Annotated in this window: 14 protein-coding genes; 2 read left to right on the plus strand and 12 right to left on the minus strand. The window is 70.7% G+C overall.

Features of this window, described 5'->3' with window-relative positions; genetic code table 11:
- Positions 1 to 7: 7 nt before the first annotated feature.
- The 8 genes from ABD52_RS21510 to ABD52_RS21545 are packed head-to-tail and all read right to left on the minus strand — an operon-like array spanning position 8 to position 6,725.
- Positions 8 to 925: an urease accessory protein UreD gene (locus tag ABD52_RS21510; protein WP_047893003.1), complete on the minus strand. Its 918-nt coding sequence runs from the start codon at positions 923 to 925 to the stop codon at positions 8 to 10.
- Complete coding sequence (gene ureG / locus ABD52_RS21515; RefSeq protein WP_013287653.1) at positions 922 to 1,551, minus strand: urease accessory protein UreG; 630 nt, start codon at positions 1,549 to 1,551, stop codon at positions 922 to 924. The genes ABD52_RS21510 and ureG overlap by 4 nt, the downstream gene beginning before the upstream one ends.
- 29 nt (positions 1,552 to 1,580) lie before the next feature.
- A complete protein-coding gene (locus ABD52_RS39270; protein WP_223201363.1) occupies positions 1,581 to 2,258 on the minus strand; it encodes an urease accessory protein UreF in 678 nt (225 codons plus the stop codon).
- Between the two features lie 18 nt (positions 2,259 to 2,276).
- Positions 2,277 to 2,840, minus strand: coding sequence for an urease accessory protein UreE (ureE, locus tag ABD52_RS39275; protein ID WP_047893004.1), 564 nt, complete (start codon positions 2,838 to 2,840; stop codon positions 2,277 to 2,279).
- A gap of 59 nt (positions 2,841 to 2,899) precedes the next feature.
- Positions 2,900 to 4,618 (minus strand): urease subunit alpha, encoded by a 1,719-nt coding sequence (locus ABD52_RS21530; protein WP_030273921.1) that lies wholly within the window; start codon positions 4,616 to 4,618, stop codon positions 2,900 to 2,902.
- Between the two features lie 40 nt (positions 4,619 to 4,658).
- Positions 4,659 to 5,153, minus strand: a complete 495-nt coding sequence (locus ABD52_RS21535) for an urease subunit beta (RefSeq protein WP_047893005.1) — start codon at positions 5,151 to 5,153, stop codon at positions 4,659 to 4,661.
- A 43-nt stretch (positions 5,154 to 5,196) separates the two neighbouring features.
- The gene (locus ABD52_RS21540) at positions 5,197 to 5,496 is read right to left on the minus strand and encodes an urease subunit gamma (RefSeq protein ID WP_047893006.1); all 300 of its coding nucleotides are present in this window, start codon (positions 5,494 to 5,496) and stop codon (positions 5,197 to 5,199) included.
- Positions 5,463 to 6,725 carry a sugar porter family MFS transporter gene (locus ABD52_RS21545; RefSeq protein ID WP_235437521.1) on the minus strand — a complete coding sequence of 421 codons (1,263 nt, stop codon included), beginning with the start codon at positions 6,723 to 6,725 and terminating at the stop codon, positions 5,463 to 5,465. Before ABD52_RS21545 ends, ABD52_RS21540 begins: the two co-directional genes overlap by 34 nt.
- Positions 6,726 to 6,872: 147 nt before the next feature.
- On the opposite strand from ABD52_RS21545, the gene ABD52_RS21550 reads away from it, so the two are divergent.
- The gene (locus ABD52_RS21550) at positions 6,873 to 7,643 is read left to right on the plus strand and encodes a YoaK family protein (RefSeq protein ID WP_047893007.1); all 771 of its coding nucleotides are present in this window, start codon (positions 6,873 to 6,875) and stop codon (positions 7,641 to 7,643) included.
- Between the two features lie 19 nt (positions 7,644 to 7,662).
- Here ABD52_RS21550 and proC read toward each other — a convergent pair whose 3' ends face one another.
- The 4 genes from proC to ABD52_RS21570 all read right to left on the minus strand — a co-directional run bounded on the left by proC (position 7,663) and on the right by ABD52_RS21570 (position 10,836).
- Positions 7,663 to 8,481 (minus strand): pyrroline-5-carboxylate reductase, encoded by an 819-nt coding sequence (proC, locus tag ABD52_RS21555; protein ID WP_013287660.1) that lies wholly within the window; start codon positions 8,479 to 8,481, stop codon positions 7,663 to 7,665.
- Between the two features lie 82 nt (positions 8,482 to 8,563).
- Positions 8,564 to 9,592, minus strand: a complete 1,029-nt coding sequence (locus tag ABD52_RS21560) for a 6-phosphofructokinase (protein ID WP_030273929.1) — start codon at positions 9,590 to 9,592, stop codon at positions 8,564 to 8,566.
- A gap of 178 nt (positions 9,593 to 9,770) precedes the next feature.
- Positions 9,771 to 10,274: a pyridoxamine 5'-phosphate oxidase family protein gene (locus ABD52_RS21565; RefSeq protein WP_013287662.1), complete on the minus strand. Its 504-nt coding sequence runs from the start codon at positions 10,272 to 10,274 to the stop codon at positions 9,771 to 9,773.
- A 58-nt stretch (positions 10,275 to 10,332) separates the two neighbouring features.
- Complete coding sequence (locus tag ABD52_RS21570) at positions 10,333 to 10,836, minus strand: polyadenylate-specific 3'-exoribonuclease AS (RefSeq protein WP_013475742.1); 504 nt, start codon at positions 10,834 to 10,836, stop codon at positions 10,333 to 10,335.
- Positions 10,837 to 11,083: 247 nt separating this feature from the next.
- On the opposite strand from ABD52_RS21570, the gene ABD52_RS21575 reads away from it, so the two are divergent.
- Complete coding sequence (locus ABD52_RS21575; protein WP_013287664.1) at positions 11,084 to 11,776, plus strand: Crp/Fnr family transcriptional regulator; 693 nt, start codon at positions 11,084 to 11,086, stop codon at positions 11,774 to 11,776.
- Positions 11,777 to 11,913 lie beyond the last annotated feature (137 nt).

Here is an 11,913-nt window from a genome sequence, read left to right on the forward strand (position 1 = left end):
CCTCGCCTCAACGCCAGCTGAAGACCGGCGGGAAGGTGCAGCCGGTCACCTCTTCGCGGGCGGCAGTGCAGAACGCGCGTACCGCGGCGCGGACCGGTTCGGTCTCCTGACCGAGCACCTTGAACACCAGGCCGGCGTCGTTCGGCAGCCGGCTGACCGCGGTGGCCAGCGGTGTCTGCTCGTCCCACACCGGCGTCGCGGTCCGTTCGAAGACCCGGGCCGCCCGGTCCGGGTCGGTGAGCAGCACGACGTTGCCGAAGACGTGGAAGCGGTCCATCATCCCGATCCGCGACACCGGGAACCGGCCGGGCGTGATGACGAACTTCTCGACGAACAGCGGCCGCCCGTCGGGCCGCTGCGCCCGCAGGGTGGTGGAGAACAGGTCGTACGCGAAGATCTCGCCGTCGCGGTAGTACTTGCGGCCGGGCTGGAGCACCTCGGCGTACAGCATGGTGGCGGTCTCCGGCAGCCGGACCACGGTGTCGGAGACGAACCGGCTGCGCCGGAACGGGATCACCGGCTCGGGCAGGAACTCCAGGTAGGCGTCCTCGGCCAGGGTGAAGCTCTGGGCCTGGGTGCCGTAGTTGGCGTCCATCTCCTGGATCTTGGTGGCGGCCTGGGTGACCAGGTGCGCCTGCGCGCCCGGCCCCAGGTCGACGTCCATCCGCAGCCGGTCGCCCTGGAGCACGCCGCCGGAGGTGGTGAGGATCATGACGCAGGGCAGGCCCGGCATCTCCTCGTCCCAGTACAGCGCCCGCTGCACCAGCAGCGGGGACTGCCGGAAGACGTCGCGCATGATGGTCCGGTCCTCGCGCCGTTCGAACCCCAGCCGGAGGATGCCCACCTTGCCGTTCGCGGCGGCCGGCAGCTGCGCCGGCTGATCCTGGTACGGCGCGAGTTCCCGGACGGAGTCCAGAGTGGTCATGCGAGGACTTCGGCGTCGAAGAGCGCGTTGCGGCGGACCAGGTCCACCAGGTCGTCGATGCCCTCGCCGGTCTTGCAGTTGGTGAAGACGAACGGCTTGCCGCCGCGCATCAGCTCGGCGTCGCGGGCCATCACGTCCAGGTCGGCGTCGACGTACGGGGCCAGGTCGGTCTTGTTGATCACGAGGATGTCGGACTTGGAGATACCGGGGCCGTTCTTGCGCGGGATCTTGTCGCCGGCCGCCACGTCGATCACGTAGATGAAGTAGTCGACCAGCGCGGGGCTGAAGGTGAGCGTGAGGTTGTCCCCGCCGCTTTCGATGAGCACGACGTCGCTGTCCGGGAACCGCGCCTCCATGTCCTCGACCGCGGCGAGGTTCATGCTGGGGTCCTCGCGAACGGCGGTGTGCGGGCAGGCGCCGGTCTCCACGCCGACGATGCGTTCCTCCACCAGCACGCCGGTCAGGGCGCGGCGGACGTGCTTGGCGTCCTCGGTGGTGACCACGTCGTTGGTGATGACCAGGATGCGCAGGCCCTGTTCGACCAGGCGGGGCACGACGGCCTCGATGATGGCCGTCTTGCCGCTGCCCACCGGGCCGCCGACGCCGATCCGACTCGCTGATTTCATTTCCGAAAGCCCTTCAGGTGGGTGAGCGCTCAGCTCATGAACATCCGTACGTGTGCGTGCTGGTGCGCGCCGGCCAGCACGTCGAGGTGCGGCGCGAAGCTCTGCATGTCGTCGAGCCCGGCGGTGCGCACCTCCTCGTAGTCCTCGCCGACCCGCTCGTTGACCGCGAAGAGGATCGACTGGGTGTCGAGGTGGTCCACCCGCATGAGCCGGACCGCCGCGCCGAGCACCATGGAGGCCGCGCCGTACTGGTGGGCGGCGAACGCGTCCGCCTCGCCCACGCCGAGTTCGGCGAAGAGCACGCCGAGCGCGACCGGGTAGGTGACCGGGACGCCGCCGCCGCTCTCCGCGACGCGCTTGCGCAGCAGGGACTCCCCCACCACCCGTTCGGCGGCCTCGGCCAGCTTGCGCCCCATGCGGACGGTCATCGTCCGCGTCTCCTCGTTGATCTTGCGCAGGTGTACGGCCTCGTCGGCCGCCCGGATCCGGTCGAGGTCACCGGCGCGGGCGGCGCGGTGCGCCACGAGCAGCGCCACCCCGTCACCGGTGGCGGCGGCGCGCGTGACGGTACGCACGAACTCCTGCAACGTGGTCCGGTCGTGCACCGCGCCCTGCTCGACCGCCGTCTCCAGCCCGTTGGAGAAGGAGAAGGCGCCGACCGGGAAGACCGAGTCGCCGAACTGGAGCAGTTTCAGTGCCTCGGTCACCGTGGACACCCCGGCCCCTCAGTTCAGGTCGGCGGGCAGGTGTGTGTGCGGGGTCGAGTCGGCCCCGCCGAACAGGCGCCGCGACTCGTGCGGGGCCAGGTACGCGATGATCTCGGTGCCGGGGATGAACTCGTGGGTGAGACCGGTGAACGCGTGGGTCCGCATCACCGAGTTCATGACCTTGCGGTCCACAGTCAGCGGGACGTACATCTTGGTGCCCTTCACCACCGCCGGCCAGTGCTGGTTGCCGATCGCGTGGCCCAGTTCGACGGCCGAGCGGATCACCATGTCCAGGGACTCCCCGTGCAGCGTGTCGAGGTGCACGACCATCACCTCGCCGAGCGCGATCCGGGCCACCACCGCGGTCGCGGTGGCGTCGTCCCAGGCCAGCACGTCGCCGTCGCGCAGCCGTACGCCGCGGGCCAGGGACAGCGCCAGTTCGGTGCCGAGGCTTGTGGTCCGGCGCAGCCGGCTCTTCTGGGCGTCCCACTGGTCGAGGACGAGGTCGTCGACCTTGGCCTCCCGGAGCCGCTCGGTCCAGGCCGGCTCGTTCACGTTGCCGAGTACCGTTTCGACGAGCATGTGTTCTCCTTTCACGCGACCCCGCCACCGGCCCGGCCGGGGGCGGGCGCCGTGCCGGGTCAGCTGAAGAAGTAGAGCTGGCTGAGGGGGAGGTTCTTGGCCGCCGGCACTGTCGCGTGCACGCCGTCCATCTTCACGGCGAAGGTCTCCGGGTCGACTTCGAGCTTCGGCGTACGGTCGTTGCGCACCATGTCGCGCTTGGTCAGGTTGCGGCAGCCGTAGACCGGCATGACCTGCCGTTGCAGACCCAGCTGTTCGGCCACCCCCGACTCGTGCGCGGCCCGGGACACGAACGTCACGCAGTTCTTGGCGACCTGGGAGCCGGTGGCGCCGAACATGGGCCGGTAGTAGACCGGCTGCGGGGTGGGCAGCGACGCGTTCGGGTCGCCCATGATCGACCAGGCGATCATGCCGCCCTTGAGCACCATCTTCGGCTTCGTGCCGAAGAACGCGGGCTCCCAGAGCACCAGGTCGGCGAGCTTGCCCGGGCTGACCGAGCCGATGACGTGCGAGACGCCCTGGGTGATCGCCGGGTTGATGGTCATCTTGGCGACGTAGCGCAGGACGCGGAAGTTGTCGTTGGCGTCGGAGTCCTCGGCCAGCTTGCCGCGGACGTTCTTCATCTGCCCGGCGAGCTGGACGGTGCGCAGCCAGGTCTCGCCCACCCGGCCCATGGCCTGCGAGTCGCTCTGCATCATCGAGATGACGCCCTCGTCGAGGAGCACGTCCTCGGCGGCGATGGTCTCGGTGCGGATCCGGCTCTCCACGAAGGCGACGTCCGAGGGCACCTTCGGGTTGAAGTTGTGGCAGACCATGATCATGTCGTACAGCTCGGACTGGCTGTTGATGCCGTACGGCACCGTCGGCGTGGTCGAGGCGGGCAGCACGTTCATCTGGCCGGCGACCTTGATGATGTCCGGCGCGTGCCCGCCGCCGGCACCCTCGGTGTGGAAGGTGTGGATGGTCCGGCCCTCGAAGGCGGCGATGCTGTCCTCGATGTAGCCGCTCTCGTTGAGCGTGTCGGTGTGGATGCTGATCTGGACGTCGTACTCGTCGGCGACGGCCAGGCAGGACCGGATCACCGCGGGCGGCGCACCCCAGTCCTCGTGGATCTTGAAGCTGGGCACCCCGGCCATGATCTGCTCGACGAGCGGCGCCCGGCCACTGCTGTTGCCCTTGCCCAGCAGGCCGATGTTGATCGGCAGGTTCTCGAACGACCGCATCATGTTGTGGATGTTCCAGGGACCGGGCGTGATGGTGACGCCGTTGGTGCTGTCGGTGGGCCCGGTGCCGCCGCCCCAGAGGGTGGTGACGCCGTTGCTGAGCGCGGCGTACACCTGCTGCGGGGTGACCAGGTGGACGTGCGCGTCGATGCCGCCGGCGGTCAGGATCAGGTGCTCACCGGAGATCGCGTCGGTGCCCGGACCGGTCACCAGGCCCGGGGTCACCCCGTCCATGATGTTGGGGTTGCCGGCCTTGCCGATCCCGGCGATCCTGCCGTCCTTGATCCCCACGTCCGCCTTGACCACGCCGAGCAGCGCGTCCACGACGGTCACGTTGGTGATCACCAGGTCCACCACGCCCTCGGCGCTCGTGGCCTGGCTGGCACTGCCCATGCCGTCGCGCAGGGTCTTGCCACCGCCGTACATGACCTCGTCGCCGAGGACCCGCAGGTCCTTCTCGATCTCGATGTAGAGGTCGGTGTCACCCAGACGGATCTGGTCGCCCGTGGTCGGGCCGTACATTCCGGCATATTCCTGCCGTGAGATCTGACTCATGCGTTGTCGCTCCAGCTCTGGCGCGTCGAAGGATTGCCGGCTACCTGTCGCCCTTGTCCTGGCCCTTGCCCTGACCCTTGCTCTGGCCCTTGCCCTGGTCCTGCTGCTGCGACGTGGTCTTGAAGCCGCGCGTCTGGGCCTGGTGGAGCGCCTCGGCCCGGTCCGGCCGGTAGCCGGGGATCGGCCCGTCGCCGGTCCAGCCCTGGACCAGGCCGTTGAAGCCGTACACCCGCTGGGAGCCGCCGTACGGGACGAGCTGGACGGTCTTGCGGTCGCCGGGCTCGAACCGGATCGAGGTCGTGGCCGGGATGTTCAACCGCTTGCCGAACGCCGACGGACGGTCGAACTCCAGGAAGCGGTTGGCCTCGAAGAAGTGGAAGTGGGAGCCGACCTGGATGGGCCGGTCACCGGTGTTGTGCACGACCACCTCGGTCACCGGCCGCCCGGCGTTGAGTTCCAGAGGTTGGTCGCTGAGCTTGTAGCCGCCGATGGGCCGAAGGTGCTTGGAGTTCGGTCCCGGGTGTTGCTTCGCCATGTCGCCCCCGCTCTGCCGGAGACCGTGGCCTCCGGTCGCTGCTCTACTGGATGGGTGAGTGGACGGTGATCAGCCGTGACCCGTCGGTGAAGACCGCCTCGACCTGGAGCATCGGGATCATGTCCGCCACGCCGGGGATCACGTCGGCGGTGAGCACGTGGCTCGCGTCGTTCATGACCTCCTCGACGGTCTTGCCCTCGCGCGCGCCTTCGAGCGCCGCGGCGCAGATGACCGCCACCGCCTCGGGGTGGTTGACCTTGACCCCGCGCGCCTTGCGGGCGTTTGCCACCATCGCCAACGAGTGGATCGTCAGCTTGTCGAATTCCTTCGGCGTGAGATGCACTTCGCGACCCCTTCGTCCACGCCCGACCGGCCCAGCGCGTCGAGCAGGCTCAGGAAGAACTGCGTGATCAAGTACCCGGTGCCCCAGTGGGTCGCGGACGCGATCGCCACGCACCGGCCGCGGATCGGACCGGGATAGATCTCGTTGATCACGGTCCACGCGCCCGGCCCGATCGACACCGCGTAGAACGCGACGAAGAAGACCACTCCGACCAGCAGGAACAGGCCCGAGGTGGTGATCCGGCCGTCGCCGTGCCCGGTGCCCGCGCCCAGGAAGCTGACGCTCACCACGGCGAGCGAGACCGCCATCCCGGCCAGGCCGACCAGCAGCAGCGGCCGACGGCCGACGCGGTCGAGCAGGCCGACCGCGACGAGCGCGAACGCCGCGTCCACCGCGCCGATCGCCCAGGTGGTCGCGGAGAGCTGTGCCTCCGGGGTACGGAATCCGGCCGCCGAGAAGATCGAGTCGGCGTAGTAGATGATGCCGTTGATCCCTGTCGTCTGCTGGAACAGCGCCAGCCCGACGCCGAGCGCGAGGGGACGCCGCCACTGCGGTGACAGCAGCTCCCGCCAGCTCGCCGTGCGGCCGTGCAGACTCTTCTCGATCTCGCCGAGGCGCTGCTCCACCCGCTGCTCGGGAACGGTCCGGCACAGCGACTCCCGGGCGCGGCGCCGGTCGCCCCGCTTGAGGTACCAGACCGCCGAGTCCGGCACCACCACTGTCACCAGGATCAGCGCCACGCCCAGCACGACCGCCGCGCCGAGCAGGTAGCGCCACGACTCGCCGCCGGTGAACAGCTCGTCCGCCAGGTAGCCGATGAAGATCGCGAAGGTGGTCGAGAACTGGTAGACCGCGAGCAGGCCGCCGCGGATCCGTTCCGGCGCCGCCTCGGCCGCGAACATCGGCCCGGCGACCGAGGCCACGCCGATGCCCACGCCGAGCAGCAGCCGCGCGCCGAGCAGGGCGCCGATGGTCGGCGCCGCGGCCTGCACGATCGTGCCGACGACGTACGCCCCGGCGGCGACCCACAGCGCGCCGCGCCGGCCGATCCGGTCGGCGAGGTGACCACCGGCGAGCGCGCCGGCCAGCGCGCCGAGCGTCACCCAGCTCGCCGCCACCTCCACCTCGAAGGTGTCCACGTCGAACGTGTGCCGGATGTCGTGCAGCGCGCCGCTGATGACGCCCTGGTTGTAGCCGAAGAACGCGCCGGACAGGACGACGATCGACACGATCGTCACGAGGTTGTGGCGGCGCGGCCGGCCGCGCGTCCGCTCGCCGCCATGTCACCCCGTCCGCCGGCGACCGCCCACCGAAACGGCCGAAAACCTACATATGCGACATATAGTAGTTCGCCGCAGCGGCCCGACAGCGAAACGATGACGCTGCCGTGGTCGCTCCTGCACACGGACGGGGGAAGGGTGAACCGGTCGGCGCCGTACGGCCCCGCGGACTCCTACCGCGAGTTCCGGCACCCGCTCGCAGCGCTCGTACTCGCCGTCGTCACCGCCGGCGCGCTGGACGCCTTCGCGTTCCTGCGGTACGGCGCGTTCGTCGCCAACCAGTCCGGCAACGCCATCTTCCTCGGCATGGGACCGGCCGGCGGGCACCCCACGTGGCCGGTCTCGGCGGCCTCGATCGTCGCGTTCGCCACCGCCGCCGGGCTGGTGAATCTGCTCCGCCGCCGAACCCGGCCGACGGTGGCGCCGCTCGTCGACATCGCGGTCACCGAGGCCGCCATGATCGTCTGGGCGGTGCTCAACCTGGTGCTCGCGTACGGCCGGCACGGCACGGCGTCCCGGGTGCTGCTCGCCGCCGCGGGCGCGGTAGCCATGGGCAGCCTCACCACCCTGGCGAGCCGGACCGCGGGCATCGCGACGCCGATCACGTACCAGTCGGACACCACGACGAAGACCGGTGAGCGGGCCGCCCGCTGGCTGCTCGGCCCCACCGCCGGCCGGGGCCGGGCTCGGCGGGGCACCCTGCTCGGACTGCTCGCCCTGGTCAGCTACAGCGTCGGCGGCGCGGTCGGCACACTCGCCCAGCACCGGCCCCGCTGGGTGCCGCTGTGGGGGACGCTCGCGCTGGCCGTACTGATCCTGCTGCTGCGCCGGCACCGGCAACCAGGACCGGCGTCGCGGCCCGGCTGAGCGTCAGTCCGCCTGGGCGTCAGTCGGCCTGGGCGGCGAGTTCCCGCGCCCGGTCCCGGGCCGCCTCCAGCGCCGCCAGCATGGCCGCGCGTACGCCGTGGTTCTCCAGCTCGCGGATCGCCGAGATGGTGGTGCCCGCGGGCGAGGTGACCGCCTCGCGCAGCTTCACCGGGTGCTCGCCGGAATCGCGCAGCATCACCGCCGAGCCGATCGCGGTCTGCACGATCAGCTCGTGCGCCACCTGGCGCGGCAGGCCGAGCAGGATGCCCGCGTCGATCATCGCCTCGACCAGGAGGTAGAAGTAGGCCGGGCCGGAGCCGGACAGCGCGGTGACCGCGTCCTGCTGCGACTCGGGCACCCGGACGGTGGCGCCGAGCGGGGAGAACATCTCCTCGGCCAGGGCCAGGTGCTCGCCGGTGGCGTACGCGCCCGCCGAGATCGCGCTCATCGCCTCGTCGACGAGCGCCGGGGTGTTCGTCATGACCCGGACCACAGGGGTGCCCTCGGGCAGCCGGCGGTTGAAGAAGGCGGTCGGCAGGCCGGCGCAGAGCGAGATGACCAGCTTGTCGGCCGGCACCTTCGGGCCGATCTCGTCCAGTAGCGCGGCGGCGTCCTGCGGCTTGACCGACACGGCCAGCACCTCGGCCTCGGTCACGGCGGTGAGGTTGTCCACCACCCGTACGCCGTAACGGTCGGCCAGTTCCCGCGCCCGCGCCGGCCGCCGCGCGGTGGCGAGCAGCCGCTCCACCGGCCAGCCGGAACGCAGCAGCCCGGAGAGCATCAGCTCACCGATCTTGCCGGCGCCGATCACCGCGACCGTGTGCACCTCGCGTGCCATCAGCCGTACCCCTTCCCGGGTCACGTGGAACACCCCGGCGCTCGTCGANGGGTCGCCGGCCCGCCACGCCGTGCGCCGTCGATCAGCTGCCGAAGAAGACCTCGGCCTCGGCGTACCGCTCCAGCGGCACGGTCTTCAGCTCGCGGGTGGCGTCGGCGAGCGGGACGCGGACGATGTCCGTGCTCTGCATCGCGACCATCTTGCCCCAGTCGCCCTCGTGCGCGGCGTCGATCGCGTGCAGGCCGAGCCGGGTGGCCAGCACCCGGTCGAACGCGGTCGGCGTGCCACCGCGCTGGATGTGGCCGAGCACCACGGTGCGGGCCTCCTTGCCGGTCTTCGCCTCCAGCTGCTCGGCCAGCCACTGGCCGATGCCGCCGAGACGGACGTGACCGAACGCGTCCAGCTCCTGGTTGTGCAGCACCATCTGGCCGTCCAGCGGCTGGGCGCCCTCGGCGACCACCACGATCGGGGCGTACTGGTGCTGGAAGCGCTTCTCGACGTAGCCGGCGACCTGCTCGACGTCGAACTGCCGCTCCGGCAGCAGGATCACGTTGGCGCCACCGGCGAGACCGGCGTGCAGGGCGATCCAGCCGGCGTGCCGGCCCATGACCTCGACCACGAGCGTGCGGTGGTGGCTCTCCGCCGTGGTGTGCAGCCGGTCGATCGCCTCCATGGCGATGTTGACGGCGGTGTCGAAGCCGAACGTGTAGTCGGTCGCACCGAGGTCGTTGTCGATCGTCTTCGGCACGCCGATGACGTTGACGCCCAGCTCGTGCAGCTTGGTCGCGACGCCGAGCGTGTCCTCGCCGCCGATCGCGATCAGCGCGTCCACGCCCTGGGCGGCGAGGTTGTCCTTGATCCGCTCCACGCCGTTCTCGATCTTGAACGGGTTGGTGCGGGACGAGCCGAGGATGGTGCCGCCACGGGGCAGGATGCCGCGCACCTCGGCGATGCCGAGCGGCTTGGTCAGGCCCTCGAGCGGGCCCTTCCAGCCGTCGCGGAAGCCCACGAACTCGTGACCGTAGGTGGCGACGCCCTTGCGGACCACCGCCCGAATCACCGCGTTGAGACCTGGGCAGTCGCCGCCGCCGGTGAGCACGCCGATACGCATGATCTGCTCATCCTCCTGGAGCATCAGGTGAAGCCCGGATAAGCCCCAGGATATGTGTCAGATCAGACCATCGGCGCCGTTGCCGGCCCGGGGCGGGCCGTCACTGCGCACTGTAGTCGGCGCAGGTGTACGACGGCACCGCACCCCGGGCCGTTCCGGACGGCGGACGGGCTACCCGTCAGTAGCCGACCTCGTGGTTCTCCCCCGCCTTCGGCGGCTTGCCGGTCACCGCCGCCTTGGCGAAGCCGAGCAGGTTGACCACGGTACTGCCGGGCGAGTCCCAGTACTCCGCCGACCCGGCGTGCACCTTGATCAAGGTGATCCCGGGCGTGTCCAGCCCGTCCGGGAACCACGCCTTCAGCAGCGGGCTCCACAGCTCCTTCGCCCGGCCGGCGTCCCACTCCTCGGTGGCGGTGCCGGCCACCGACACCCAGGCGTGGTGACGCTGGTCGGAGAAACCGACGTTCACCTGCGGGTTCACCCGGATCTGCCGGACCTTCGCCGAGTCGGCGTACGCGAAGAACCACAGGTCGCCCTCGAAGTCCGCCTCCTGCAACCCCATCGGACGGCTGACCAGACGCCCGTCCACGCCGGTGGTGGTGAGCAGGCAGATCCGGGCGTCCCGGATCAGCTCGGTGACCCGGCGGCGGGCGTCCGCGGCGTTGGTCGGCTCATTGCTCATGGGGCACTCCTGTCTCGGATCGGCGCAGATGCCGCTCCGGTGCCCTGGGCGGAACCGGTCAAACCTCCCGCGCCGTCATCGCCCGCCACCGCGCCAGGTTGTGCCGGGCGTCGACCAGCGCGTCGTGCCGGTCGGCCTCGGCATCCGGCAGCCGGGGGCGCCCCAGGTCGTCCCAGAGCTGACGCAGCTCCTTGGTGAAGCGGGGGATCTCCCGCGGCAGCGCCGGCATCGCGCCCCAGAGCTGGGCCAGCACGACGTGGTCGTAGGCGGCGTACCAGGCCCACAGCTCCAGCTGCTCGCCCGGCCGGTCCCGCACCGGCTCCAGCAGGAACTCGTGCAGGTCGTCGCGGATGCGCGCGCGGGAGCGCCAAGCCCGGTCGGCCGGCGACGGGAGCTTGTCCAGCACGTTGCGCCGCACCCAGGGCACCGCCCGGGAGTCGTCGAACTCGGTGGAGACCGCGTAGAACTCGCGGCCGTACTCGTCGACGACGCCGATCGACACCAGGTCGACGATGCGGCCGTCCTCGATGAATTCGCAGTCGTAGAAATAGCGGTAGACCATCGCCCCCATCCTCGCCCATCACCGGCACGCGCCGGTCGCCGGGGCGTCCGCCGAGGTCGGCGGGCGTGCCGTCGGCGGCCGGGCATGGTCACGGAAGTGTTTCCGGGGGTGTACAGCACGCGACGAGAGCGTCATGATCTGATGTGTACCGCCGTCGGGCGCCGAACCGGTTGAGCTGCCTCGTACCGGGACTGACAGCTTCACCCGGTGTGCGAGTCGTGACTTCTGACCGGGGAGGGGTTGAGCCGTGGAGTCTCGCCTGCCGGAGCCGGGTGACGCGCTCACGGGTGTGGAGATGTTCGCCGGGCTTGAGCCGGAGGTGCGGCAGCGTGTCATCGCCGCGGCCGTACCGCGCACCTACCGCAAGGGCCAGCTGCTCTTCGTCGAGAACGACCCCGGCGAGTCGCTGATCGTGCTGCGCCGCGGCGCGGTGGCGGTGTTCCGCACCGCCCCGACCGGCGAGCGCGCGGTGCTGTCGGTGATCCGACCCCCGGACGTGCTCGGCGAGGTGTCCCTGTTGGACGCCTCCACCCGCTCGGCGTCGGCCGAGGCGATCGAGGACTGCGCCGCGCTCGCGCTGTCGCGGCCCGCGTTCATGGAGCTGGTGCACTCCAACCCGCGCATCCTGGACGCGGTGATGCGCTCGCTGGGCCAGCTGATCCGCCGGCTCACCGAGCAGAACGCCGACCACGTCTTCCTCGACCTGCCCGGCCGGGTGGCGAAGACGCTGGTCCGGCTGGCCGGCGAGAGCCAGGCCCCGATGATCACGATCGAGCTGAACCAGAGCCAGCTCGCCGAGATGGCCGGCGGTTCCCGGCAGAGCGTCAACCAGGCCATCGGCTCGTTCGCCAGCCGGGGCTGGCTGCGGACCGAGGGACGCCGCATCGTGGTCACCGACGTGGCGGCGCTGCGCCGCCGGGCCGGCATGAACGACCGCTGACACGACGACGGCGGGGTCGTCGTGGTGGTCGTGGTCTCGGTCGATCCGCTACCCGCGGGCTGCTCCACCATGCCTTTTTCCTCCAGTTCGGCGAGGGTGACAGCGTCCACGTCGACCGTGTCACCGACGGCCCACAC

Origin of the sequence: Micromonospora sp. RV43 (assembly GCF_001029515.1) — a bacterium.
GTDB classification, from domain to species: Bacteria; Actinomycetota; Actinomycetes; order Mycobacteriales; family Micromonosporaceae; genus Micromonospora; species Micromonospora aurantiaca.